The sequence below is a fragment of the Escherichia ruysiae genome (assembly GCF_031323975.1).
In the GTDB taxonomy this organism is placed as follows: domain Bacteria; phylum Pseudomonadota; class Gammaproteobacteria; order Enterobacterales; family Enterobacteriaceae; genus Escherichia; species Escherichia ruysiae.
Window position 1 is genome coordinate 3,806,157 of the sequence record NZ_JAVIWS010000001.1, and the last position, 26,395, is coordinate 3,832,551.

The window sequence follows — 26,395 nt, forward strand, 5'->3', positions numbered from 1 at the left end:
TCAACCCCTTTAATGGGCGGATTCCGCGTGGCTCATGTCCATGCCTTCCATACCTTCGTGTGCGCTGTGCTCACCTTCTGGCTGGGTCATGTCCATGCTCTTACCGTGAGCCATAAACTTGTTAATCACATCGGCAAACAAATCTGGTTTCACGTTGGAGAAATATTCCACCTGGTTGTATTCGCTAGGCGCGGCCAGTTTTTCGAACGCAGCCATGTCAGACATGGTGTTCGGCGACTGTTTGGCTTTTGCGACCCATTGGTCGAATGCGGCACGATCCGGTGTTGCGATAGCTTTGAACTTCATGCCTGAGAAGCCCGGGCCGCTGTAGCTGGCGGAGATACCGTCATAAGTACCGGGTTCGTTGGCGATCAGATGCAGGCGAGTCTGCATACCGGCCATGGCATAAATCTGGCTACCCAGACGCGGAATAAAGAAGGAGTTCATCACGGAGTTGGAGGTCACTTTGAAGTACACCGGAGTGTTCGCCGGGAAAGCGATTTCATTCACGGTTGCAATGCCCTGTTCCGGGTAGATGAAGAACCATTTCCAGTCCATGGAAACCACTTCGATGGTAATGGGCTTCTCGTCGTGTGCCAGCGGCTTGCTAGGCTCAAGAGCGTGAGTGGTTTTCCAGGTTAGTACCGCAAGGAAGATGATGATTAAGATAGGCACCGTCCAGACCACAGCTTCCACTTTATTGGAGTGTGACCAGTTCGGGCTGTACTTAGCATCTTTATTGCTCGCACGGTACTTCCAGGCGAAACCAACAGCCATCAAGATTGCGGGAATAACGACAATCAACATCAGGCCAAATGCCGTCAGTATCAGTGAACGTTGCTCCAGACCAATCTGTCCTTTGGGATCTAACAGCGCAGAATTACAACCACTGAGCAATACAGTGCCTGCAAATAATGACAACCATCCCAAACTTTTATTGTATTTCCTGAGTCTCATTTAACGACCTCAATTCCACGGGATCTGGTGGCGTTTAAAGTGTGTGGGCATTTTACGGGAAGGTTACATTACTGTAAACATGATTAAATTCCTGTTACTTGGATTTGGCTGTCAGGTCACATATGTTGCAAAACATATCAGGTTGATTTTAAGAAGCTGTTACAAAAGGGCGTTATAACGAAAGGGGACTACAGAAGGGGGTGGGGATGGCAATTGGTATAACCAATCTCAAAATAAAACAATTATTTAACAAATAATCATCATTGAGGTGACAAATCAGGCGTAGGGAAATAAAAAGTCATTAGCTGAATCGTGTAAAAAAATAAAACATATAGATTCAGTCAATAATTTCAGAAATCTAAGCCGCACAAAAGAACAAATATTATTAAGCAATGCTGATGTTTATTTAGCCGTAATAATTACGCCGGGTGATTACTACAGCTAAATTATATTCACAGATTACGTCAGATGCGTTTTTCGTAGCGCCAGATAATCCAGAAAACCACCAAGCACGACGCCGCCCAGGGCGACTAAAACGCCGACTTCCAACAGCGCAGGCAGGAAAGAGAAGTGGGTCAAATCCAGCGCGTCCATTGTCAACAGCAGTAACCACACGGCTAACAGACCGACGCCCACCGCCAGTGTCCACATGGCAAAAGCATAACCTGACGGATATTCGGTACGTGGGATAAAGTTGTCGTTGACCCGTGTATATTCAAGCGTCTGGCGACAAACCAGCAGCAAAATAAGCCCTGGTGCAGCGGCCGCAACAGAGAACAGATAAAACGTCGGCCAGCCGTGTGATTCAACAAACCAGCCCGCCACGGGGCCGACATATACCCGTCCGACAGCGGAAAGCGCCGAGAGCAGGGCAAACTGAGTAGCGGAAAATGACTTATTACACAGCGTCATTAACAGCGCCACAAATGCCGATGTGCCCATCCCGCCACACAGGTTTTCGAAAAAGACGGCTGCGCCCATGCTGTAGAGATGCTTATCAGTCACCGAAAGCAGCCAGTAACCGGCGTTGGACGCACCTTGTAAAAGGCCGAAAATCAGTAGTGCACGGAACAGCGAAAGACGCTGCATCAGAATACCACCGTACAACGCGCCGACGATGGTCGCCAGCAGACCGAGCGTTTTGTTAACCACGCCCACTTCACCGGCATCAAACCCGACGCCGCGAATCAAAAAGGTGGTAGTCAGACTCATGGCGAAAGCATCGCCCAGCTTATACAGCACGATTAAAAGCAGAATCAGCCATGCGTTATTGCGACCGAAGAAATCACGTAACGGTGCTACAACGGCTTGTTCTAGTGTTTTGGGAACAGGAATAGTGTCGGTTGGTTCTGGCGCAAGCAACGTTGCGATAATACAGGGGATCAGCAGAGCCGCCATCAACCAGTACATGCCTTGCCAGCCCAGCCATTTATCTGCCAGCCATAAGGCTAAACCACCAGAAACCAGCATCCCTAAACGGTAACCCAGCACGCTGATTGCTGCACCTGCGCCACGTTCTTCCGCAGGAAGCACATCCGTTTTCCATGCATCAAAGACGATATCCTGAGAAGCGGAGCAAAAAGCGATAACCACCGCCAGTGCCGCCATCCAACGAAGTTGAGTACCCGGTTCGAGAAACCCCATCGCCGCAATCGCCAGTAACAGCAACGCTTGCGTAGCGAGCAGCCAGCCGCGTCGACGATCGAGGAACGGCGGGGTATAGCGGTCCATCAGCGGCGACCAGAGGAATTTAAAGACGTATGCCTGACCCACCAGAGAGAAGAAACCAATGGTTTTAAGATCGATATTCTCGACGGTCATCCACGCCTGTAAGGTGCCGGATGTCAGGGCGAGCGGCAGCCCGGAAGCAAAACCCAGGATCAGCAAAATAGCTGAACGTGGCTGTTGGAAAATACGTAAATATTGACTGGACATGGGCGTCTACAGGCCCGATTTACACCGGGCCAGAGGGCAGAAATTAACGTGCGTTCTGCTTGATAAATTCGTGGATGCTGGTGTCCTGAGACATATCAGCAATGGTGTCGGTCAGCACACTGTTAACCGCATCGGCAATGTTTTTGTTGGAGGCCTGGAATGCACCTTCAACGTTGTAGCTGGCACGATAGTTTTTAGTCATTTTGTTGCCATTCTGCGCGGTGGCAATGATGGCGATATCTGCTTTAGTAGCAATGTTGTAGCGCACGTTGCCCTGGGACACGTCGGCATACAGTTGGCTAACGATGATTTGCAGATTAACCGGGCCATTCGGGCCAACCATATAACCGCGAGCGGTCATCTGTTTTTCCAGCACTTCTTGCAGCAGGAAACGCAGATCGCGGGAAGCGGTCAGGGTAACGATTTGATTATCGCGGGTGACTTTTGCCAGCGCCTGATCGGTACGCTGATCGGCACCATTAATGCTAACGGTGATGCCCATCAGACTTGGATCTTGCTGTGGCAGCGTCATCGTCGGAGAAACTTCAATGGTTGTTGGCGGTTTTGCACATCCTGCAAGCATAAACAGAGCAACTAACGGGAAGAGGATTTTTTTGAACATGTTCTGGCTCTCAGAGACTTTTTAGCGTGTTTGGTAAAGATTCCCGCCATCATAACATCGCCAACGACGAGGGGAAGTGGGTAAGACATGTAAATTCATTATGTTGACGAAATAATCGCCTTGGGTAAAAGAAACACCGATGTGAAGCCGGTGAATCAATCTTTAAATCAGTAAACTTCATACGCTTGACAGAAAAAATAGGATGAAAGCTAATTATTTGTTGTTAAGCTGTAATGGAAACGGTTAAAGCGGCTAGTATTTAAAGGGATGGGTGACATCTCAGCGTTGTCGGAGGAGATATTTCATGATGATACGTGAGCGGATAGAAGAAAAATTAAGGACGGCGTTCCAACCCGTATTCCTCGAAGTTGTGGATGAAAGCTATCGTCACAATGTCCCAGCCGGCTCTGAAAGCCATTTTAAAGTTGTGCTGGTCAGCGATCGTTTTATGGGTGAACGTTTTCTGAATCGTCATCGAATGATTTACAGTACTTTAGCGGAGGAACTCTCTACTACCGTTCATGCGCTGGCTCTGCATACTTATACCATTAAAGAGTGGGAAGGATTGCAGGATACCATCTTTGCTTCTCCTCCCTGTCGTGGAGCTGGAAGCATTGCCTAAACGCATTTGCAACAGTTAGCGTTTTTCCAGTATGTTGTTAAAGATTTTATGAAAAACGGCCTGCGGGCCGTTTTGTTTTGTCTGGATTTTGCGCTTTTTGCCCAGCATTCAGACGAAAATTACCTGAGAATTGTGAAAAAATACGCGGCAGCGCGCAATAACCGTTCTCGACTCATAAAAGTGATGCCGCTATAATGCCGCGTCCTATTTGAATGCTTTCGGGATGATTCTGGTAACAGGGAATGTGATTGATTATAAGAACATCCCGGTTCCGCGAAGCCAACAACCTGTGCTTGCGGGGTAAGAGTTGACCGAGCACTGTGATTTTTTGAGGTAACAAGATGCAAGTTTCAGTTGAAACCACTCAAGGCCTTGGCCGCCGTGTAACGATTACTATCGCTGCTGACAGCATCGAGACCGCTGTTAAAAGCGAGCTGGTCAACGTTGCGAAAAAAGTACGTATTGACGGCTTCCGCAAAGGCAAAGTGCCAATGAATATCGTTGCTCAGCGTTATGGCGCGTCTGTACGCCAGGACGTTCTGGGCGACCTGATGAGCCGTAACTTCATTGACGCCATCATTAAAGAAAAAATCAATCCGGCTGGCGCACCGACTTACGTTCCGGGCGAATACAAGCTGGGTGAAGACTTCACCTACTCTGTAGAGTTTGAAGTTTATCCGGAAGTTGAACTGCAGGGTCTGGAAGCGATTGAAGTTGAAAAACCGATCGTTGAAGTGACCGACGCTGACGTTGACGGTATGTTAGATACTCTGCGTAAACAGCAGGCGACCTGGAAAGAAAAAGACGGCGCTGTTGAAGCAGAAGACCGTGTGACCATCGACTTCACTGGTTCTGTAGACGGCGAAGAGTTCGAAGGCGGTAAAGCGTCTGATTTCGTACTGGCGATGGGCCAGGGTCGTATGATTCCGGGCTTTGAAGACGGTATCAAAGGCCACAAAGCGGGCGAAGAGTTCACCATCGACGTGACCTTCCCGGAAGAGTACCACGCAGAAAACCTGAAAGGTAAAGCAGCGAAATTTGCTATCAACCTGAAGAAAGTTGAAGAGCGTGAACTGCCGGAACTGACTGCTGAATTCATCAAACGTTTCGGCGTTGAAGATGGTTCCGTAGAAGGTCTGCGCGCTGAAGTGCGTAAAAACATGGAGCGCGAGCTGAAGAGCGCCATCCGTAACCGCGTTAAGTCTCAGGCGATCGAAGGTCTGGTAAAAGCTAACGACATCGACGTACCGGCTGCGCTGATCGATAGCGAAATCGACGTTCTGCGTCGCCAGGCTGCACAGCGTTTCGGTGGCAACGAAAAACAAGCTCTGGAACTGCCGCGCGAACTGTTCGAAGAACAGGCTAAACGCCGCGTAGTTGTTGGCCTGCTGCTGGGCGAAGTTATTCGCGCCAACGAGCTGAAAGCTGACGAAGAGCGCGTGAAAGGCCTGATCGAAGAGATGGCTTCTGCGTACGAAGATCCGAAAGAAGTTATCGAGTTCTACAGCAAAAACAAAGAACTGATGGACAACATGCGCAATGTTGCTCTGGAAGAACAGGCTGTTGAAGCTGTACTGGCGAAAGCGAAAGTGACTGAAAAAGAAACCACTTTCAATGAGCTGATGAACCAGCAGGCGTAATTTAAGCAGCATAACGCGCTAAATTCGCACAAAGGCCCGTCACCGCCAGGTGGTGGGCTTTTTTTTGTCATGAATTTTGCATGGAACCGTGCGAAAACCCTCTTTCGGTGTTAGCGTAACAACAAAAGATTGTTATGCTTGAAATAGGATGATGCCGTACCCATAACACAGGGACTAGCTGATAATCCGTCCATAAGGTTACAATCGGTACAGCAGGTTTTTTCAATTTTATCCAGGAGACGGAAATGTCATACAGCGGCGAACGAGATAACTTTGCACCCCATATGGCGCTGGTGCCGATGGTCATTGAACAGACCTCACGCGGTGAGCGCTCTTTTGATATCTATTCTCGTCTACTTAAGGAACGCGTCATTTTTCTGACTGGCCAGGTTGAAGACCACATGGCTAACCTGATTGTGGCGCAGATGCTGTTCCTGGAAGCAGAAAATCCAGAAAAAGATATCTATCTGTACATTAACTCCCCAGGCGGGGTGATCACTGCCGGGATGTCTATCTATGACACCATGCAGTTTATCAAGCCTGATGTCAGCACCATTTGTATGGGCCAGGCGGCCTCGATGGGCGCTTTCTTGCTGACCGCAGGGGCAAAAGGTAAACGTTTCTGCCTGCCGAATTCGCGCGTGATGATTCACCAGCCGTTGGGCGGCTATCAGGGCCAGGCGACCGATATCGAAATTCATGCCCGTGAAATTCTGAAAGTTAAAGGGCGCATGAATGAACTTATGGCGCTTCATACGGGTCAATCATTAGAACAGATTGAACGTGATACCGAGCGCGATCGCTTCCTTTCCGCCCCTGAAGCGGTGGAATACGGTCTGGTCGATTCGATTCTGACCCATCGTAATTGATGCCAGAGGCGCAACTGTGCCGCTATACTTATCCAGGGCGGCACAACGCTGTAAGCGGCTTGCGCCTGAGAATGGCATTTGCGTCGTCGTGTGCGGCACAAAGAACAAAGAAGAGGTTTTGACCCATGACAGATAAACGCAAAGATGGCTCAGGCAAATTGCTGTATTGCTCTTTTTGCGGCAAAAGCCAGCATGAAGTGCGCAAGCTGATTGCCGGTCCATCCGTGTATATCTGCGACGAATGTGTTGATTTATGTAATGACATCATTCGCGAAGAGATTAAAGAAGTTGCACCGCATCGTGAACGCAGTGCGCTACCGACGCCGCATGAAATTCGCAACCACCTGGACGATTACGTTATCGGTCAGGAACAGGCGAAAAAAGTGCTGGCGGTCGCGGTATACAACCACTACAAACGTCTGCGCAACGGCGATACCAGCAATGGCGTCGAGTTGGGCAAAAGTAACATTCTGCTGATCGGTCCGACGGGTTCCGGTAAAACGCTGCTGGCCGAAACTCTGGCGCGTCTGCTGGACGTCCCATTCACCATGGCCGACGCGACCACGCTGACCGAAGCCGGTTATGTGGGCGAAGACGTTGAAAACATCATTCAGAAGCTGTTGCAAAAGTGCGATTACGACGTACAGAAAGCACAGCGTGGGATTGTCTACATCGATGAAATCGACAAGATTTCTCGTAAGTCGGACAATCCTTCTATTACCCGAGACGTTTCCGGTGAAGGCGTACAGCAGGCACTGTTGAAACTGATCGAAGGTACGGTTGCCGCCGTCCCACCGCAGGGGGGACGTAAGCATCCGCAGCAGGAATTCTTGCAGGTAGATACCTCTAAGATCCTGTTTATCTGTGGTGGTGCGTTCGCTGGTCTGGATAAAGTCATTTCCCATCGTGTAGAAACCGGTTCCGGCATTGGTTTTGGCGCGACGGTAAAAGCGAAATCTGACAAAGCAAGCGAAGGTGAACTGCTGGCGCAGGTTGAACCAGAAGATCTGATTAAGTTTGGTCTGATCCCTGAGTTCATCGGTCGTCTGCCAGTTGTCGCAACGCTGAATGAACTGAGCGAAGAAGCCCTGATTCAGATCCTCAAAGAGCCGAAAAACGCCCTGACCAAGCAGTATCAGGCGCTGTTTAATCTTGAGGGCGTGGATCTGGAATTCCGTGACGAGGCGCTGGATGCTATCGCTAAGAAAGCGATGGCGCGTAAAACCGGTGCTCGTGGTCTGCGCTCCATCGTAGAAGCTGCGCTGCTCGATACCATGTACGATCTGCCGTCCATGGAAGATGTCGAAAAAGTGGTTATCGACGAGTCGGTAATTGATGGGCAAAGCAAACCGTTGCTGATTTATGGCAAGCCGGAAGCTCAGCAGGCATCTGGTGAATAATTAACCATTCCCATACAATTAGTTAACCAAAAAGGGGGGATTTTATCTCCCCTTTAATTTTTCCTCTATTCTCGGCGTTGAATGTGGGGGAAACATCCCCATATACTGACGTACATGTTAATAGATGGCGTGAAGCACAGTCGTGTCATCTGATTACCTGGCGGAAATTAAACTAAGAGAGAGCTCTATGAATCCTGAGCGTTCTGAACGCATTGAAATCCCCGTATTGCCGCTGCGCGATGTGGTGGTTTATCCGCACATGGTCATCCCCTTATTTGTTGGGCGGGAAAAGTCTATCCGTTGTCTGGAAGCGGCGATGGACCATGATAAAAAAATTATGCTGGTCGCGCAGAAAGAAGCTTCAACGGATGAGCCGGGTGTAAACGATCTTTTCACTGTCGGGACCGTGGCCTCTATATTGCAGATGCTGAAACTGCCTGACGGCACCGTCAAAGTGCTGGTTGAGGGGTTACAGCGCGCGCGTATTTCTGCGCTCTCTGACAATGGCGAACACTTTTCTGCGAAGGCGGAGTATCTGGAGTCGCCGACCATTGATGAGCGGGAACAGGAAGTGCTGGTGCGTACCGCAATCAGCCAGTTCGAAGGCTACATCAAGCTGAACAAAAAAATCCCACCAGAAGTGCTGACGTCGCTGAACAGCATCGACGATCCGGCGCGGCTGGCGGATACCATTGCCGCGCATATGCCGCTGAAACTGGCTGACAAACAGTCCGTTCTTGAGATGTCCGACGTTAACGAACGTCTGGAATATTTGATGGCGATGATGGAATCGGAAATCGATCTGCTGCAGGTTGAGAAACGCATTCGCAACCGCGTCAAAAAGCAGATGGAGAAATCCCAGCGTGAGTACTATCTGAACGAGCAAATGAAAGCTATTCAGAAAGAACTCGGTGAAATGGACGACGCACCGGACGAAAACGAAGCCCTGAAGCGCAAAATCGACGCGGCGAAGATGCCGAAAGAGGCAAAAGAGAAAGCGGAAGCAGAGTTGCAGAAGCTGAAAATGATGTCTCCGATGTCGGCAGAAGCGACCGTGGTGCGTGGCTATATCGACTGGATGGTGCAGGTGCCGTGGAATGCGCGTAGCAAGGTCAAAAAAGACCTGCGTCAGGCGCAAGAAATCCTTGATACCGACCATTATGGTCTGGAGCGCGTGAAAGATCGTATCCTTGAGTATCTTGCGGTTCAAAGCCGTGTCAACAAAATCAAGGGGCCGATCCTTTGCCTGGTTGGGCCGCCGGGGGTAGGTAAAACTTCTCTGGGGCAGTCCATCGCCAAAGCTACCGGACGTAAATATGTCCGTATGGCGCTGGGCGGCGTGCGTGATGAAGCGGAAATCCGTGGTCACCGCCGTACTTACATCGGTTCTATGCCGGGTAAATTGATCCAGAAAATGGCGAAAGTGGGCGTTAAAAACCCGCTGTTCCTGCTCGATGAGATCGACAAAATGTCTTCTGACATGCGTGGCGATCCGGCCTCCGCACTGCTTGAAGTGCTGGATCCAGAGCAGAACGTGGCGTTCAGCGACCACTACCTGGAAGTGGATTACGACCTTAGCGACGTGATGTTTGTCGCGACGTCGAACTCCATGAACATTCCGGCACCGCTGTTGGATCGTATGGAAGTGATTCGCCTCTCCGGTTATACCGAAGATGAAAAACTGAACATCGCCAAACGTCACCTGCTGCCGAAGCAGATTGAACGTAATGCGCTGAAAAAAGGTGAGTTGACCGTCGACGATAGCGCCATTATCGGCATTATTCGTTACTACACCCGTGAGGCGGGCGTGCGTGGTCTGGAGCGTGAAATCTCCAAACTGTGCCGTAAAGCGGTTAAGCAGTTACTGCTCGATAAGTCTCTAAAACATATCGAAATTAACGGCGATAACCTGCATGACTACCTCGGTGTTCAGCGTTTCGACTATGGTCGCGCGGATAACGAAAACCGTGTCGGTCAGGTAACGGGTCTGGCGTGGACGGAAGTGGGCGGTGACTTGCTGACCATCGAAACCGCGTGTGTACCGGGCAAAGGTAAACTGACCTATACCGGTTCGCTGGGTGAAGTCATGCAGGAGTCCATTCAGGCGGCGTTAACGGTGGTTCGTGCGCGTGCGGAAAAACTGGGGATCAACCCTGATTTTTACGAAAAACGCGACATCCACGTGCACGTACCGGAAGGTGCGACGCCAAAAGATGGTCCGAGTGCCGGTATTGCCATGTGCACCGCGCTGGTTTCTTGCCTGACCGGTAACCCGGTTCGTGCCGATGTGGCGATGACTGGCGAGATTACTCTGCGTGGTCAGGTGTTGCCAATCGGTGGTTTGAAAGAAAAACTGCTGGCGGCACATCGCGGCGGGATTAAAACAGTGTTAATTCCGTTCGAAAATAAACGCGATCTGGAAGAGATTCCGGACAACGTGATTGCCGATCTGGACATTCATCCTGTGAAGCGCATTGAGGAAGTTCTGACTCTGGCGCTGCAAAATGAACCGTCTGGTATGCAGGTTGTGACTGCAAAATAGTGACCTTGCGCAAATTGCACTAATAAAAAGAGGGCTGGCGAGCCAATTCGGACTTGCCAGCCTTTTTTTGTCTCGTTAAGTTAGAGGGCGGATTAGGCTTGCCCTTATTAAGGGGTGTTGTAAGGGGATGGCTGGCCTGATATAACTGCTGCGCGTTCGCACGTTGAAGGATTCAAGTGCGGGATAAATTATAAAGAGGAAGAGAAGAGTGAATAAATCTCAATTGATTGACAAGATTGCTGCAGGGGCTGATATCTCTAAAGCTGCGGCTGGCCGTGCGTTAGATGCTATTATTGCTTCCGTAACTGAATCCCTGAAAGAAGGGGATGATGTAGCACTGGTAGGTTTTGGTACTTTTGCCGTTAAAGAGCGTGCCGCCCGTACTGGTCGCAACCCGCAGACCGGTAAAGAGATCACCATCGCTGCAGCTAAAGTACCGAGCTTCCGTGCAGGTAAAGCACTGAAAGACGCGGTAAACTAAGGATTATCCCCATTGGGGATGTGACGAAGTTCAAGGGCGCATCTACTGATGTGCCTTTTTTATTTGTATTGCGTGACTTTCTGCGAGTTGTGGGCTGACAATTGCCCCCGTTTCTTGTCACAATAGGCCTTTGCGCGCAGCGATATGTTGCGTGAGGTACACAGTCATCTACAGCGGAGTGTTGTTACACCATGATGGACAGCTTACGCACGGCTGCAAACAGTCTCGTGCTCAAGATTATTTTCGGTATCATTATCGTGTCGTTCATATTGACCGGCGTGAGTGGTTACCTGATTGGCGCAGGCAATAACTACGCCGCAAAAGTGAATGACCAGGAAATCAGCCGTGGGCAGTTCGAGAACGCCTTCAACAGCGAGCGTAATCGCATGCAGCAACAGTTGGGCGATCAATACTCTGAGCTGGCGGCGAACGAAGGCTATATGAAAACCCTGCGTCAACAGGTGCTGAATCGTCTGATCGACGAGGCGCTGCTGGATCAGTACGCTCGCGAACTAAAACTGAGTATCAGCGATGAGCAGGTTAAACAGGCGATTTTCGCAACCCCAGCGTTTCAGGTTGACGGCAAGTTCGATAACAGCCGCTATAACGGTATCCTCAACCAGATGGGGATGAGTGCCGATCAGTACGCGCAGGCACTGCGTAATCAGCTCACTACCCAGCAGCTGATTAACGGCGTTGCGGGCACCGACTTTATGTTGAAAGGTGAAACCGACGAACTGGCTGCGCTGGTCGCTCAACAACGCGTGGTGCGTGAAGCGACTATCGACGTTAACGCGCTGGCGGCTAAACAAGCTGTGACCGAACCAGAAATCGCCAGCTACTACGAGCAAAACAAAAACAATTTCATGACTCCGGAACAATTCCGCGTGAGCTACATCAAGCTGGATGCCGCAACGATGCAGCAACCGGTTAGCGATGCGGATATCCAGAGCTACTACGATCAGCATCAGGATCAATTCACCCAGCCACAGCGTACTCGCTACAGCATCATCCAGACTAAAACTGAAGATGAAGCGAAAGCAGTACTTGAGGAGCTGAATAAAGGTGGTGATTTTGCTGCGTTAGCAAAAGAAAAATCTGCCGATATTATCTCTGCCCGTAACGGCGGCGATATGGGGTGGTTAGAAGATGCCACTATCCCGGACGAACTGAAAAATGCCGGTCTGAAAGAAAAAGGCCAACTGTCTGGCGTCATCAAATCTTCGGTCGGTTTCCTGATTGTGCGTCTGGATGATATTCAGCCGGCAAAAGTGAAGTCGTTAGACGAAGTGCGTGACGATATCGCGGCGAAAGTGAAACACGAAAAAGCCCTCGATGCGTATTACGCGCTGCAGCAGAAAGTGAGCGATGCGGCAAGCAATGACACCGAATCTCTGGCTGGCGCAGAGCAGGCTGCGGGCGTTAAAGCTACCCAGACTGGCTGGTTCAGCAAAGATAAACTGCCGGAAGAGTTGAACTTCAAGCCGGTTGCAGATGCTATCTTTAACGGCGGTCTGGTAGGTGAAAACGGCGCGCCGGGCATCAACTCTGACATTATCACCGTAGACGGCGATCGCGCATTCGTGTTGCGCATCAGCGAGCACAAACCGGAAGCGGTGAAACCGTTGGCAGATGTTCAGGAACAAGTTAAGGCACTGGTTCAGCACAACAAAGCTGAGCAACAGGCGAAAGTGGATGCTGAAAAACTGCTGGTTGAGCTGAAAGCGGGCAAAGGTGCGGAAGCTATGCAGGCTGCCGGTCTGAAATTTGGCGAGCCGAAAACCTTAAGCCGTTCCGGTCGTGACCCGATTAGCCAGGCGGCGTTTGCACTGCCACTGCCAGCGAAAGACAAACCAAGCTACGGTATGGCGACCGATATGCAAGGTAATGTGGTTCTGCTGGCGCTGGACGAAGTGAAACAAGGTTCTATGCCGGAAGATCAGAAAAAAGCGATGGTGCAGGGCATCACCCAGAACAACGCACAAATCGTCTTTGAAGCTCTGATGAGTAACCTGCGTAAAGAGGCGAAAATCAAAATTGGCGATGCGCTGGAACAGCAATAATCCGGAAGCCGCCTCGCAAAAAAATGCTTTGCAGCTGTAACAAGAAAAGGTCGCTTTCGCGGCCTTTTCCATTTCTGAACATTGCCATTTGTTTACTGTTTTCGCTGCCGTTAAGGTGATTCCACTGTTAACAAACAAGGAGAAAACAGTATGAAACACGGAATTAAAGCACTGCTCATCACCCTGTCTCTGGCCTGTGCCGGAATGTCTCATAGCGCGCTGGCGGCAGCTCCTGCGGTGAAACCGGCAGCGGTAGAAACCAAAGCGGAAGCTCCTGCAGCACAAAGCAAAGCGGCAGTACCGGCGAAAGCCAGTGACGAAGAAGGCACCAGGGTCAGCATTAATAATGCCAGCGCGGAAGAGCTAGCCCGCGCGATGAATGGCGTTGGTCTGAAGAAAGCGCAGGCAATTGTCAGTTATCGCGAAGAGTACGGCCCGTTTAAAACGGTGGAGGATTTAAAACAGGTGCCGGGAATGGGCAATTCGCTGGTGGAACGTAATCTGGCGGTATTAACCCTGTAATTAATTTGCATAGTGGCAATTTTTTGCCAGACTGAAGAGGTCATACCAGTTATGACCTCTGTACTTATAACAGTTCTTATAACAACAACGTAAGGTTATTGCGCTATGCAAACACAAATCAAAGTTCGTGGATATCATCTCGACGTCTACCAACACGTCAACAACGCCCGCTACCTTGAGTTTCTCGAAGAAGCCCGCTGGGATGGGCTGGAAAATAGCGACAGCTTTCAATGGATGACTGCCCATAACATCGCTTTCGTGGTGGTCAATATCAATATCAACTATCGCCGCCCGGCGGTATTAAGTGACTTGTTAACCATTACCAGCCAGTTACAGCAATTAAATGGTAAAAGCGGCATTTTGAGTCAGGTCATCACTCTTGAGCCGGAAGGGCAGGTGGTAGCGGATGCGCTTATCACGTTTGTTTGTATCGATCTCAAAACGCAGAAAGCATTAGCTCTGGAAGGGGAACTGCGCGAAAAACTGGATCTGATGGTTCAGTAAACGTTTTGTTGGCCGGATGCTCAAGCCGCATCCGGCGACACCACGAATAATTACTTCAATCCGGTTTTCTGCTTCATCGCTGCCATCACCGTCGGTTTGTCGGCCAGATAATGATTCAATCCGTTAGCGCGCAGATTACATGCAGCACAATGACCACAACCATCGCCTTTAATACCGTTATAACAGGTCAGCGTTTCGTTACGCACTAAATCCAGTTTGCCGTAATAATCCGCGAGCGCCCAGGTTTCCGCTTTATCAATCCACATCAGCGGTGTTTCAAATCGAATATCTTTCGCCATGCCCAGACTGACGGCATGGTTCAGTGCTTTCACAAACTCATCGCGACAATCCGGGTAACCGGAGAAATCCGTTTCGCAGACGCCGGTGATCACTGCTTCTGCTTTAACCTGATACGCATATATCGCCGCCAGCGTCAGGAACAGAATATTACGCCCTGGGACAAACGTATTCGGGATACCATCGGCTTCAGGTTCATAATCAGGCACCGGAATGCTGTCACGCGTCAGGCTGCTGACCGCCAGCTCGTTGAGTAGCGTCACATCCAGCACCTTATGCGCGCGTGCACCCAGTTTCAATGCCAGTTCGCGTGCCACGTCAATCTCTGCGCGATGGCGCTGACCGTAATCGAACGTCACGCAATGGACTTCATCATATTGCTGCAATGCCTGTACCAGACAGGTGGTGGAATCCTGACCTCCACTAAACACAACGACGGCACGTTTCATAGATAATCCTGCTAAATCGATAAAAGCGTTATGGTAACGCCTGCGGTTAACACCGACCAGTGCTTCATTGCGACGGCGCGGGAAGCCAGGCTTCGGTAAATTCAAACCAGCCACGCGGTGTCAGTCGCACACCATTTACTCCAGGCGGGGCGCTAATGCGATAGTGATAATTGAACAGCGGCGTCAGCGTTGCATCTTCCATTAACTGGCTAAACACAGTTTTCAGCGCGTTATTCCGCTTTTCCTCATCAGCCATCAACTGCACGGTATCCAGTGTCGATTGCTGATGTGCATATGCGGAAGCGTCGAAAACATATGACCAGAGTGGATCGCAACGCAGCCATTGCTCCAGAGTATATTCCGGCGCTTCGCCAATTAGCCTGTCGCCCATCATCAAATCTGCCTGTGCCAGCGGGGTCGTGTCGTCCCAGTTTTTCGCGTTATGAAAAACAATCGTTAATTCGCAACCTTCTGCTGCCAGCGTCGTTCGTAATTGTTCTGCCATTGCATGAAGTTCCACTGGCAGGTGATAAACCAACGTCAGGGTTTCCGGTAATTTGACCTCATCCGGTACATCCCATTGTGGAATAGCCCAGCCAGGCAGCAATGCATTACTGGCAGTGATCAGGTTTTCTCCGACTTCTAACGTTTGTAGTAAACCGGATTGATGGATAATGGAAATCACTTTTCGCGCCTGCCAGAGGGAAAGGCGGGGGCTTTTGCGCAACGTTAAATAGCAAAAACCTAAACTGATGCCGCTACTGACCTGGCTGACCCGTGGCAACTCTTCAGGTTTACCGATGGTGATTTGTACTGGATGCTGACAACTGGTTCCCAAATCTTTTTCAAAAAGTGGTGGGGTTATCCAGTACTCAACCGCTTTTAGCAGTGGGTGACGTAAATGGTAATAATCATGGCTTTCGAGTCGCACCAGTTCTGTTGTGAATTTTGTTAAGCGAAAAGGACCGGTTCCCACCAGCGATAATTGCGGATGCGCCAGATGACTACAATAGCTCGCCAGCCTGTGTGCCAGCCAATAATCAGGGCGATGTAAAAAGAAGGTCAGACACTGCGGATGGGTGACTTCAATACGCTTCACGCTAGTCAATAATTTCCCCAACGCTGGCAGTTGTAGCAGCATCAATAATCGCTGGTGTAGTTGCGTTGCTTTTACCACATCGCCGTTATGCCAGTGCAGCGTTGAACGAAGATAAAAATCCCAGCGTAGCCCGTCAGCAGAGATTTCCCAGTGATGTGCTAAATCGCCAATCGGGCGTTGGGTATTATTGTCGAAGCGGGTCAGACCGGAAAATATCTGCCCGGCGAGATGCTGCTCGGCACGACCGGGTAAAAAGCCCGGTTGTAGCGGTTCGAGCGGGCGATAATAGGGAATACGCAACGTTGGCGTATCGTTTTGCCATTGCCCGCCCATAAACGGTTGTAACAGAGTGCGCAGCTCTCCTGGGGCCAGTTGCGCCAGCTCCAGCACATCTTGCTGCTTTCCTGTTTCCAGTGCCTGTTCCATCATCGCGTTGCGCAGGGATCCCGGTGTCACCAGAAAACGCAGGTGCCCGCGTTTTCCGCGTCCTGATTGCGCCTGCCACTCCAGCCATCCCGACTCCTGAGCCTGACGTAACAGGGTGCGCACGTGGCGTTCGCTGCAAAAACAGCGTTCGGCCAGTTCGCTGACGGTGACGGATTGCGGCTCTCCGGCAGAAGGTTGCCACAGACGTTGATACTGGTTAAGACGGTTTAGCAGTCGCATATAAACCCGGAACAATATTATTTAACTATTCACTATTACTTCCGTATATATCAGGTAATACTCAATCACCATTAACCGTGTCACAGAGTGGAGAAAGAAATGGCTCGTCTGGCAGCATTTGATATGGACGGCACTTTATTGATGCCTGATCACCATTTAGGTGAGAAAACCCTCTCGACTCTGGCGCGTCTGCGTGAACGCGATATTACCCTCACTTTTGCTACGGGGCGCCATGCGCTGGAGATGCAGCATATTATCGGGGTGCTATCGCTGGATGCGTATTTAATTACCGGCAACGGTACGCGTGTGCACTCTCTGGAAGGCGAACTTTTACATCGTGATGATTTGCCTGCGGACGTGGCGGAATTAGTGCTGTACCAGAAATGGGATACCCAGGCCAGTATGCATATCTTCAATGACAATGGCTGGTTTACCGGGCAAGAGATCCCAGCATTGTTGCAGGCATTTGTGTATAGCGGTTTCCGTTATCAGATTATCGATGTCAAAAAAATGCCACTCGGCAGCGTCACCAAGATCTGTTTCTGTGGCGATCACGACGATCTTATGCGCTTGCATATCCAACTAAACGAAGCATTAGGCGAGCGCGCACATTTGTGTTTTTCTGCGATTAATTGCCTGGAAGTGCTGCCAGTGGGTGTAATAAAGGCGCGGCGTTGGCGGTGCTGACCCAACATTTAGGTTTTTCACTGCACGACTGCATGGCCTTTGGTGATGCGATGAACGATCGCGAAATGTTAGGCAGCGTCGGTAGCGGTTTTATCATGGGCAATGCGATGCCGCAACTGCGCGCGGAACTCCCTCATTTACCGGTGATTGGACATTGCCGAAATCAGGCGGTCTCTCACTATTTGACGCACTGGCTGGACAATCCAAATCTACCTTATTCCCCCGAATAACGAGCTCTCTTCCAGCGCCGGGCAATCGCCCGGTTTTTTTACTTTGAATTTGTCATTTTGTGCAGTGGCGTTTAAACCGCACAGAATAAATTGTCGGTATTTCGTCTTTAAAATAGAATTAAAAGAGAAAAAAATTCTCTGCGGATTGGCTATGTTAGATAAAATTGACCGTAAGCTGCTGGCCTTACTACAGCAGGATTGCACCCTCTCTTTGCAGGCACTGGCAGAAGCCGTTAATCTGACAACCACGCCTTGCTGGAAGCGTCTGAAACGGCTGGAGGATGACGGTATCCTTATCGGCAAAGTCGCCCTGCTGGACCCGGAAAAAATTGGCCTCGGGCTGACTGCTTTTGTGTTGATTAAAACGCAACATCACAGCAGCGAATGGTATTGCCGCTTTGTCACGGTGGTAACGGAAATGCCAGAAGTGCTGGGGTTCTGGCGCATGGCCGGTGAATATGATTATCTGATGCGTGTTCAGGTTGCCGATATGAAACGCTATGACGAATTTTATAAGCGTCTGGTAAACAGCGTTCCAGGTCTGTCGGACGTTACTTCCAGCTTCGCTATGGAACAGATTAAATACACCACTTCTTTACCCATCGAATAAATATCCAGAATCAGGTCAGGACACAACGCGTGCGATTATTTGCTCAACTAAGCTGGTATTTCCGTCGGGAATGGCGTCGCTATCTCGGGGCTGTGGCCTTGCTTGTTATTATCGCGATGCTGCAACTGGTTCCGCCGAAAGTGGTCGGTATTGTTGTCGATGGCGTGACGGAACAACACTTTACTACCGGGCAGATCCTGATGTGGATCGCCACCATGGTGCTGATTGCAGTCGTGGTTTATCTCCTGCGTTATGTCTGGCGCGTACTGCTGTTTGGCGCGTCTTATCAACTGGCTGTTGAACTGCGTGAAGATTATTACCGCCAGCTAAGCCGCCAGCATCCAGAGTTTTACCTGCGTCATCGTACGGGCGACCTCATGGCTCGTGCGACCAATGACGTCGATCGGGTCGTGTTTGCCGCCGGAGAAGGGGTGCTGACGCTAGTGGATTCACTGGTGATGGGCTGCGCAGTGTTGATTATGATGTCAACGCAAATTAGCTGGCAGTTGACCTTATTTGCACTATTGCCGATGCCAGTGATGGCAATCATGATTAAGCGCAACGGCGATGCTTTGCATGAACGCTTTAAGCTGGCGCAGGCGGCGTTTTCCAGTCTCAACGATCGCACCCAGGAGAGCCTCACCAGTATCCGCATGATCAAAGCCTTTGGTCTGGAAGATCGCCAGTCGGCGCTATTTGCCGCAGATGCTGAAGACACCGGCAAGAAAAACATGCGGGTGGCGCGTATTGATGCCCGTTTTGATCCGACTATCTATATCGCGATTGGCATGGCGAATTTGCTGGCGATTGGTGGGGGAAGCTGGATGGTGGTGCAGGGCAGCTTAACGCTGGGGCAGCTCACCAGTTTTATGATGTATCTGGGGTTAATGATTTGGCCGATGCTGGCGCTGGCCTGGATGTTTAACATTGTGGAACGCGGCAGCGCGGCATATAGCCGTATTCGGACGATGCTGGCTGAAGCGCCGGTGGTGAATGATGGTAGCGAACCAGTGCCGCAAGGGCGTGGCGAACTGGATGTAAATATTCGCCAGTTTACTTATCCACAAACTGATCATCCTGCGCTGGAGAATGTCAGTTTCGCACTCAAACCCGGTCAGATGCTGGGTATTTGCGGAGCGACCGGTTCTGGCAAAAGTACTCTGCTGTCACTCATTCAGCGTCATTTCGACGTCAGTGAGGGGGATATCCGCTTTCATGATATTCCTCTGACGAAGTTACAACTCGATAGCTGGCGTAGCCGCCTGGCGGTAGTCAGCCAGACGCCATTCCTTTTTTCCGACACTGTGGCGAACAACATCGCGCTGGGTTGCCCGAATGCCACCCAGCAAGAGATTGAACACGTAGCGCGGTTAGCCAGCGTACATGACGATATTTTGCGTCTACCGCAAGGTTACGACACAGAAGTGGGCGAGCGCGGCGTGATGCTTTCCGGTGGACAAAAGCAGCGCATATCCATTGCTCGTGCGTTATTAGTCAACGCAGAAATCCTTATCCTTGATGATGCGCTTTCGGCGGTGGACGGACGCACAGAGCATCAGATCCTGCATAACCTGCGCCAGTGGGGGCAGGGAAGAACAGTAATCATCAGTGCCCATCGCCTTTCTGCGCTGACGGAGGCCAGTGAGATTATTGTGATGCAGCACGGACATATCGCCCAGCGTGGCAATCATGATGCGCTGGCGCAACAAAGCGGCTGGTATCGCGATATGTATCGCTATCAACAACTGGAGGCGGCGCTTGACGATGCTCCGGAAATTCGTGAGGAGGCCGTCGATGCGTAGTTTTAGCCAACTCTGGCCGACTCTCAAACGCCTGTTAGCGTATGGTTCGCCGTGGCGCAAACCACTGGGGATTGCGGTTCTGATGATGTGGGTTGCGGCAGCGGCAGAAGTCAGTGGACCGCTACTCATCAGCTATTTCATCGATAATATGGTGGCGAAAAATAATCTGCCGTTGAAAGTGGTTGCCGGTCTGGCGGCGGCGTATGTTGGGCTGCAACTGTTTGCCGCTGGACTGCACTACGCACAGTCGCTGCTGTTTAATCGGGCGGCAGTTGGCGTTGTACAACAGTTGCGTACCGATGTAATGGATGCTGCGCTACGCCAGCCATTAAGCGAGTTTGATATCCAGCCTGTCGGGCAGGTGATTTCCCGCGTCACTAATGATACTGAAGTGATCCGCGACCTCTACGTTACTGTGGTTGCGACCGTTCTGCGTAGCGCCGCACTGGTGGGCGCGATGCTGGTAGCGATGTTCAGCCTCGACTGGCGGATGGCGCTGGTGGCGATAATGATTTTTCCGGTCGTGCTGGTGGTGATGGTGATATACCAGCGTTACAGTACGCCGATTGTCCGCCGTGTGCGCGCCTATCTGGCGGATATCAACGACGGCTTTAACGAAATCATCAACGGTATGAGCGTCATCCAGCAGTTCCGTCAGCAGGCACGATTTGGTGAACGCATGGGTGAGGCCAGTCGGTCGCACTATATGGCGAGGATGCAAACCCTGCGCCTCGACGGTTTTTTACTGCGGCCATTACTGAGTCTTTTTTCGTCGCTCATCCTTTGTGGCTTGTTGATGCTGTTTGGCTTCTCCGCCAGCGGCACCATGGAAGTGGGCGTGCTGTATGCGTTTATCAGCTATCTTGGGCGGCTTAACGAACCATTAATCGAACTGACCACGCAACAGGCGATGCTGCAACAGGCTGTTGTTGCTGGTGAGCGCGTATTTGAGCTGATGGACGGACCGCGCCAGCAATATGGCAATGATGATCGCCCGTTACAGAGCGGCACCATCGAAGTCGATAATGTGTCGTTTGCTTATCGCGACAATAATCTGGTACTGAAGAACATTAATCTCTCTGTGCCTTCGCGTAACTTTGTGGCGCTGGTCGGGCATACCGGCAGTGGCAAAAGCACCCTTGCAAGTTTATTGATGGGGTATTACCCGCTAACGGAAGGTGAGATTCATCTCGACGGTCGTCCATTAAATTCGCTAAGTCACAGCGCATTACGTCAGGGCGTGGCGATGGTGCAGCAAGATCCGGTGGTGCTGGCGGATACTTTCCTCGCCAACGTGACGCTGGGGCGTGATATCTCCGAAGAGCGTGTCTGGCAGGCACTGGAAACCGTGCAACTGGCGGAGCTGGCGCGCAGCATGAGCGACGGTATTTATACGCCGCTGGGCGAGCAGGGGAATAATCTTTCGGTCGGGCAAAAGCAACTGCTGGCGCTGGCGCGCGTGCTGGTGGAGACGCCGCAAATCCTGATCCTTGATGAGGCAACCGCCAGCATTGATTCCGGTACTGAACAGGCGATTCAACATGCTCTGGCGGCGGTGCGTGAACATACCACGCTGGTCGTGATTGCTCACCGCTTATCGACTATTGTTGATGCCGACACCATTCTGGTGCTTCATCGTGGGCAAGCCGTGGAGCAGGGCACTCACCAGCAACTGCTGGCGGCCCAGGGACGCTACTGGCAGATGTATCAACTGCAACTTGCGGGCGAAGAGCTGGCAGCCAGCGTGCGTGAAGAGGAATCATTGAGCGCCTGAATAGCGCAATATTTCATCGTTGGTGCAAAAATGTAACGCACTGTGCACTGTCATAGTGCGTTTTCATTTTCAATCTTCTTAACTTCCTGCTCTCTTTCTCGTTTTTCATTTCTGGCATACCGCTTGCAATACCTTCTTCGTGTAGCAGAACCATTACCGAATTCTGACCGGAGGGGATCTATGAAGCTGGTGACCGTGATAATCAAACCATTCAAGCTGGAAGACGTTCGTGAAGCGTTATCTTCCATTGGTATTCAGGGGCTGACCGTCACCGAAGTGAAAGGTTTCGGGCGTCAGAAAGGACATGCTGAGCTGTACCGGGGGGCGGAATACAGCGTCAACTTCCTGCCAAAAGTAAAAATTGATGTGGCGATTGCTGATGACCAACTCGATGAAGTGATCGATATCGTCAGCAAGGCGGCTTACACCGGAAAAATTGGCGACGGCAAAATCTTCGTCGCTGAATTGCAACGCGTCATTCGAATTCGTACCGGCGAAGCCGACGAAGCGGCGCTGTAATCTCTGGCACACAGCAACAGGAACGAAAAATGAAGATAGCGACGATAAAAACTGGGCTTGCTTCACTGGCGATGCTGCCGGGACTGGTAATGGCTGCACCTGCGGTGGCCGATAAAGCCGACAATGCGTTTATGATGATTTGTACTGCGCTGGTGCTGTTTATGACTATTCCGGGAATTGCCCTGTTTTACGGTGGGTTGATTCGCGGCAAAAACGTGCTGTCGATGCTGACGCAGGTGACCGTGACGTTTGCACTGGTCTGTATTCTCTGGGTGGTTTACGGCTACTCGCTGGCGTTTGGTGAAGGCAACAATTTCTTTGGCAACATTAACTGGTTAATGCTGAAAAACATCGAACTGACGGCGGTGATGGGCAGCATTTATCAGTATATCCACGTAGCGTTTCAGGGATCGTTTGCCTGCATTACCGTAGGCTTGATCGTTGGGGCGCTGGCGGAACGAATCCGCTTCTCAGCTGTGTTGATCTTCGTGGTAGTGTGGCTGACGCTCTCTTACATTCCGATTGCGCATATGGTCTGGGGCGGCGGTTTGCTGGCTTCTCACGGTGCGCTGGATTTCGCGGGCGGCACGGTGGTGCACATTAACGCCGCAATTGCCGGTCTGGTGGGCGCATATCTGATAGGCAAACGCGTGGGCTTCGGCAAAGAGGCGTTTAAACCGCACAACCTGCCGATGGTCTTTACCGGGACTGCCATTCTCTATATCGGTTGGTTTGGCTTTAACGCCGGGTCAGCGGGCACGGCGAATGAAATCGCGGCACTGGCATTTGTGAATACTGTGGTCGCAACGGCAGCGGCAATTCTTGGCTGGATCTTCGGTGAATGGGCGCTGCGTGGTAAGCCTTCACTGCTGGGAGCGTGTTCTGGCGCGATTGCCGGTCTGGTCGGCGTGACGCCAGCCTGTGGCTATATTGGGGTTGGCGGTGCGTTGATTATCGGCGTTGTAGCTGGTCTGGCGGGCTTGTGGGGCGTTACCATGTTGAAACGCCTGCTGCGGGTGGATGATCCCTGCGATGTCTTCGGGGTACACGGTGTTTGTGGCATTGTCGGCTGTATCATGACCGGGATTTTTGCCGCCAGTTCGCTGGGTGGTGTGGGCTTCGCCGAAGGTGTGACGATGGGACATCAGCTGTTGGTACAGCTGGAAAGCATCGCCATTACGATTGTCTGGTCTGGTGTGGTGGCATTTATTGGCTACAAACTGGCGGATTTGACAGTTGGCCTGCGCGTGCCGGAAGAGCAGGAGCGCGAAGGACTGGACGTCAACAGCCACGGTGAAAATGCTTATAACGCGTAACAAGCACTGCAAAAAAATAGCCGGACGGTTTTCACCTCCGGCTGTTTTTTTAATTGTGATTACGCATTACCCCTTCCTGAACGGTCGAGGCAACCAGCACGCCGTCCTGGGTATAAAACTCCCCGCGCACAAAGCCGCGTGCGCTGGACGCCGAGGTGCTCTCCACGCTATACAACAGCCATTCATTCAAATTAAACGGGCGATGGAACCACATGGAATGGTCAATGGTGGCAATCTGAATCCCCGGTTCAAGAAAACCGATGCCGTGCGGCTGTAAAGCAACCGGCAGGAAGTTAAGGTCAGAAGCGTAACCGAGCAGATACTGATGAACGCGCAGATCATCTGGCACGCTACCATTTGCGCGGATCCATACCTGACGATGCGGTTCTGCAACGTGCCCTTTCAGCGGGTTATGAAACTCTACCGGACGAACCTCCAGTGGACGATCGCAGATGAATTTATCTTTTAGCACCGGCGGCAGCAGGTGCGCCAGCGATTGGGCGATTTGCGTTTCCGAAGGCAGGCCATCAGGCGCTGGCGCGGGCGGCATCTCTTTTTGGTGCTCGAATCCAGCCTCTGGCGCCTGGAAAGAGGCCGTCATATAGAAAATCGGTTTACCGTTTTGAATAGCAGCAACCCGGCGGGCGCTGAAGCTGTTGCCGTCGCGTAGCGTTTCTACATCATAAATAATGGGTTTTTTGCTATCGCCAGGGCGAAGAAAGTAGCTATGAAACGAATGCACCAGACGCTCTTCCGGGACCGTCTCTTTTGCTGCATATAGCGCCTGACCAACAACCTGGCCGCCAAAGACCTGGCGTAAACCTAAATCCTCACTCTGGCCGCGAAAGAGTCCTTCCTCAATTTTTTCCAGATTTAACAATGTCAGTAAATTTTTTAGCGCCTGACTCATATAACTCTCCAGTAACAAAGCTGCCGCAGCAAGCCAAAGTGAGTTGAGTATAACGCAATTTTGGTACTGGTCCGATGGGTGCAATGGTCTGAATTACGGGCTAAATGCAGGCGTTAATACGTGACATGTGCCACACTTATTGACGTTACTATTTTGTTAACCACTCTTCCGGCGAGGAAAGTTATCCCGCTGGTGCATTGATAATAAGGAGAAGTGAATGAAACTCGTGCACATGGTCAGTGGTTTAGCGGTTGCAATTGCGTTGGCAGCTTGCGCGGATAAAAGCGCGGATATCCAGACGCCAGCACCGGCTGCAAATACGTCTATTGCAGCGACACAGCAACCTGCTATACAACAACCGAATGTTTCCGGTACGGTCTGGATCCGTCAGAAAGTCGCACTGCCGCCTGATGCTGTGCTGACCGTGACACTTTCTGACGCGTCGTTAGCCGATGCGCCTTCTAAAGTTCTGGCGCAGAAAGCAGTACGTACCGAAGGTAAACAGTCACCGTTCAGTTTTGTTCTGCCATTTAACCCGGCAGACGTTCAGCCGAACGCACGTATCCTGTTGAGTGCGGCGGTTACCGTGAACGACAAATTGGTGTTTATCACCGATACCGTTCAACCGGTGATCAATCAGGGCGGAACCAAAGCTGACCTGACATTAGTGCCGGTTCAGCAAACCGCTGTACCGGTTCAGGCCAGCGGTGGCGCAACGACCACCGTACCTTCGACTTCACCAACCCAGGTGAATCCGTCTTCGGCAGTTCCAGCCCCTACGCAATACTAAGCGCCACTAACCCTCTCCGCTGGAGAGGGTTAGTAAATCCAGCGATAACGCTGTAAGTCGATTTGCCCGCTTCCCGACACCATCACTCCTTCTGCCAGTAATGCCTGCCGTTGACGCTGCAAATCCGGGCCGGTTAACGAGATTGTGCCGTGGCGATTAACCACCCGATGCCAGGGGAGGGTGCTGCCTTCGGGTAGACGCTTTAACACACCGCCCACCTGGCGCGCAGCACGGGGTGATCCTGCCAGTTTTGCGACGTCGCCGTAAGTGGTGACGTAGCCTTCGGGAATAGCGGCTACGATTTGCCAGACGCGTTGGGGAAATGAATCTTCTTTTTCCATCTTTTCTTCCTGAGGTAATTTTTCAGCATAATCTGGAAAAACCTCTGAGTGAAGCCGCATTGCGCAAGAAACCAGCATCCGGCACGCAATGGGTTGCAATTAGCCGGGGCAGCAGTGATAATGCGCCTGCGCGTTGGTTCTCAACGCTCTCAATGGGGGCTCTGTTGGTTCTCCCGCAACGCTACTCTGTTTACCAGGTCAGGTCCGGAAGGAAGCAGCCAAGGCAGATGACGCGTGTGCCGGGATGTAGCTGGCAGGGCCCCCACCCATTTCTGCTCCTGCCGTTTCGTCAAAAAATCCCAACGTGGCTAAACTTTAACCACGACTGACGCCGCAAGAATTGTCTGGCTGCGCAGTACGCTTCGGAGGTATTTCTGATGAAGTATGTTGATGGTTTTGTGGTTGCTGTTCCTGCCGAAAATAAAGATGCCTATCGAGAAATGGCCGCAAAGGCCGCGCCATTGTTTAAAGAGTTCGGCGCGCTTCGTATTGTTGAATGTTGGGCCAGCGATGTGCCAAACGGCAAAGTGACCGATTTTCGCATGGCAGTGAAAGCGGAAGAGAATGAGGAAGTGGTGTTTAGCTGGATTGAATACCCTTCAAAAGAGGTCCGCGACGCTGCCAATCAAAAAATGATGTCTGACCCACGAATGAAAGAGTTCGGCGAATCAATGCCGTTTGATGGCAAACGGATGATTTACGGCGGGTTTGAGTCAATCATCGACGAGTAGCGTGACGGGCTGTGCGG

23 protein-coding genes, 1 other RNA gene and 1 pseudogene are annotated in these 26,395 nt (G+C 51.2%); 18 read left to right on the forward strand and 7 right to left on the reverse strand.

Annotation, left to right across the window (positions count from 1 at the left end; genetic code table 11):
* Positions 1 to 9 precede the first annotated feature (9 nt).
* The 3 genes from cyoA to RGV86_RS18345 all read right to left on the reverse strand — a co-directional run bounded on the left by cyoA (position 10) and on the right by RGV86_RS18345 (position 3,514).
* Positions 10 to 957: a cytochrome o ubiquinol oxidase subunit II gene (gene cyoA, locus RGV86_RS18335; protein ID WP_001239436.1), complete on the reverse strand. Its 948-nt coding sequence runs from the start codon at positions 955 to 957 to the stop codon at positions 10 to 12.
* A gap of 459 nt (positions 958 to 1,416) precedes the next feature.
* Positions 1,417 to 2,892: a muropeptide MFS transporter AmpG gene (ampG, locus tag RGV86_RS18340; protein ID WP_309508463.1), complete on the reverse strand. Its 1,476-nt coding sequence runs from the start codon at positions 2,890 to 2,892 to the stop codon at positions 1,417 to 1,419.
* Positions 2,893 to 2,935: 43 nt separating this feature from the next.
* Entirely contained in the window at positions 2,936 to 3,514 is a 579-nt protein-coding gene (locus tag RGV86_RS18345; RefSeq protein WP_000473500.1) for a lipoprotein, read from the reverse strand.
* Between the two features lie 304 nt (positions 3,515 to 3,818).
* On the opposite strand from RGV86_RS18345, the gene bolA reads away from it, so the two are divergent.
* The 9 genes from bolA to fadM all read left to right on the forward strand — a co-directional run bounded on the left by bolA (position 3,819) and on the right by fadM (position 14,157).
* A complete protein-coding gene (gene bolA / locus RGV86_RS18350) occupies positions 3,819 to 4,136 on the forward strand; it encodes a transcriptional regulator BolA (protein WP_000973458.1) in 318 nt (105 codons plus the stop codon).
* Positions 4,137 to 4,477: 341 nt separating this feature from the next.
* Positions 4,478 to 5,776, forward strand: coding sequence for a trigger factor (gene tig, locus RGV86_RS18355; protein WP_001198383.1), 1,299 nt, complete (start codon positions 4,478 to 4,480; stop codon positions 5,774 to 5,776).
* A 245-nt stretch (positions 5,777 to 6,021) separates the two neighbouring features.
* The gene (gene clpP / locus RGV86_RS18360) at positions 6,022 to 6,645 is read left to right on the forward strand and encodes an ATP-dependent Clp endopeptidase proteolytic subunit ClpP (protein WP_000122253.1); all 624 of its coding nucleotides are present in this window, start codon (positions 6,022 to 6,024) and stop codon (positions 6,643 to 6,645) included.
* A gap of 125 nt (positions 6,646 to 6,770) precedes the next feature.
* Entirely contained in the window at positions 6,771 to 8,045 is a 1,275-nt protein-coding gene (clpX, locus tag RGV86_RS18365; RefSeq protein ID WP_000130305.1) for an ATP-dependent protease ATP-binding subunit ClpX, read from the forward strand.
* A gap of 187 nt (positions 8,046 to 8,232) precedes the next feature.
* Complete coding sequence (gene lon, locus RGV86_RS18370) at positions 8,233 to 10,587, forward strand: endopeptidase La (RefSeq protein WP_001295325.1); 2,355 nt, start codon at positions 8,233 to 8,235, stop codon at positions 10,585 to 10,587.
* A 190-nt stretch (positions 10,588 to 10,777) separates the two neighbouring features.
* On the forward strand, positions 10,778 to 11,068 hold the full coding sequence (gene hupB / locus RGV86_RS18375) for a nucleoid-associated protein HU-beta (RefSeq protein ID WP_254892905.1): 291 nt from the start codon (positions 10,778 to 10,780) through the stop codon (positions 11,066 to 11,068).
* A gap of 191 nt (positions 11,069 to 11,259) precedes the next feature.
* Entirely contained in the window at positions 11,260 to 13,131 is a 1,872-nt protein-coding gene (gene ppiD / locus RGV86_RS18380) for a peptidylprolyl isomerase (protein ID WP_000969349.1), read from the forward strand.
* 150 nt (positions 13,132 to 13,281) lie between these two features.
* Positions 13,282 to 13,653: a helix-hairpin-helix domain-containing protein gene (locus tag RGV86_RS18385; RefSeq protein WP_000680302.1), complete on the forward strand. Its 372-nt coding sequence runs from the start codon at positions 13,282 to 13,284 to the stop codon at positions 13,651 to 13,653.
* 105 nt (positions 13,654 to 13,758) lie between these two features.
* Entirely contained in the window at positions 13,759 to 14,157 is a 399-nt protein-coding gene (gene fadM, locus RGV86_RS18390) for a long-chain acyl-CoA thioesterase FadM (protein ID WP_001194533.1), read from the forward strand.
* Between the two features lie 50 nt (positions 14,158 to 14,207).
* Here fadM and queC read toward each other — a convergent pair whose 3' ends face one another.
* Together queC and RGV86_RS18400 are read right to left on the reverse strand one after the other, a co-directional pair.
* On the reverse strand, positions 14,208 to 14,903 hold the full coding sequence (queC, locus tag RGV86_RS18395) for a 7-cyano-7-deazaguanine synthase QueC (protein WP_000817227.1): 696 nt from the start codon (positions 14,901 to 14,903) through the stop codon (positions 14,208 to 14,210).
* 64 nt (positions 14,904 to 14,967) lie between these two features.
* The gene (locus RGV86_RS18400) at positions 14,968 to 16,668 is read right to left on the reverse strand and encodes an SgrR family transcriptional regulator (RefSeq protein ID WP_085460456.1); all 1,701 of its coding nucleotides are present in this window, start codon (positions 16,666 to 16,668) and stop codon (positions 14,968 to 14,970) included.
* A gap of 99 nt (positions 16,669 to 16,767) precedes the next feature.
* Between RGV86_RS18400 and cof the strand changes: the two are divergent.
* The 6 genes and pseudogenes from cof to amtB all read left to right on the forward strand — a co-directional run bounded on the left by cof (position 16,768) and on the right by amtB (position 23,606).
* A pseudogene (gene cof / locus RGV86_RS18405) lies at positions 16,768 to 17,585 on the forward strand (HMP-PP phosphatase).
* A gap of 151 nt (positions 17,586 to 17,736) precedes the next feature.
* Positions 17,737 to 18,195: a DNA-binding transcriptional regulator DecR gene (gene decR / locus RGV86_RS18410; protein WP_000884589.1), complete on the forward strand. Its 459-nt coding sequence runs from the start codon at positions 17,737 to 17,739 to the stop codon at positions 18,193 to 18,195.
* Positions 18,196 to 18,224: 29 nt separating this feature from the next.
* A complete protein-coding gene (locus RGV86_RS18415; protein ID WP_032224778.1) occupies positions 18,225 to 19,997 on the forward strand; it encodes a SmdA family multidrug ABC transporter permease/ATP-binding protein in 1,773 nt (590 codons plus the stop codon).
* Positions 19,990 to 21,771, forward strand: coding sequence for a SmdB family multidrug efflux ABC transporter permease/ATP-binding protein (locus tag RGV86_RS18420; protein WP_085460459.1), 1,782 nt, complete (start codon positions 19,990 to 19,992; stop codon positions 21,769 to 21,771). The genes RGV86_RS18415 and RGV86_RS18420 overlap by 8 nt, the downstream gene beginning before the upstream one ends.
* A gap of 180 nt (positions 21,772 to 21,951) precedes the next feature.
* Complete coding sequence (glnK, locus tag RGV86_RS18425; protein WP_000780338.1) at positions 21,952 to 22,290, forward strand: P-II family nitrogen regulator; 339 nt, start codon at positions 21,952 to 21,954, stop codon at positions 22,288 to 22,290.
* Positions 22,291 to 22,319: 29 nt separating this feature from the next.
* A complete protein-coding gene (amtB, locus tag RGV86_RS18430; RefSeq protein WP_000685029.1) occupies positions 22,320 to 23,606 on the forward strand; it encodes an ammonium transporter AmtB in 1,287 nt (428 codons plus the stop codon).
* 49 nt (positions 23,607 to 23,655) lie between these two features.
* Here amtB and tesB read toward each other — a convergent pair whose 3' ends face one another.
* Positions 23,656 to 24,516, reverse strand: a complete 861-nt coding sequence (gene tesB, locus RGV86_RS18435) for an acyl-CoA thioesterase II (RefSeq protein ID WP_010347651.1) — start codon at positions 24,514 to 24,516, stop codon at positions 23,656 to 23,658.
* 217 nt (positions 24,517 to 24,733) lie between these two features.
* Between tesB and RGV86_RS18440 the strand changes: the two genes are divergently transcribed.
* A complete protein-coding gene (locus RGV86_RS18440; RefSeq protein ID WP_016248421.1) occupies positions 24,734 to 25,306 on the forward strand; it encodes a YbaY family lipoprotein in 573 nt (190 codons plus the stop codon).
* A gap of 29 nt (positions 25,307 to 25,335) precedes the next feature.
* On the opposite strand, the gene RGV86_RS18445 is transcribed toward RGV86_RS18440, so the two are convergent.
* Positions 25,336 to 25,647 (reverse strand): MGMT family protein, encoded by a 312-nt coding sequence (locus RGV86_RS18445; protein WP_000409910.1) that lies wholly within the window; start codon positions 25,645 to 25,647, stop codon positions 25,336 to 25,338.
* Positions 25,648 to 25,809: 162 nt separating this feature from the next.
* Here RGV86_RS18445 and ffs point away from each other — a divergent pair.
* Positions 25,810 to 25,906: signal recognition particle sRNA small type (ffs, locus tag RGV86_RS18450), an RNA gene on the forward strand.
* A 118-nt stretch (positions 25,907 to 26,024) separates the two neighbouring features.
* Positions 26,025 to 26,378 carry a DUF1428 domain-containing protein gene (locus RGV86_RS18455; protein WP_000878149.1) on the forward strand — a complete coding sequence of 118 codons (354 nt, stop codon included), beginning with the start codon at positions 26,025 to 26,027 and terminating at the stop codon, positions 26,376 to 26,378.
* The last annotated feature ends 17 nt before the right edge of the window (positions 26,379 to 26,395 follow it).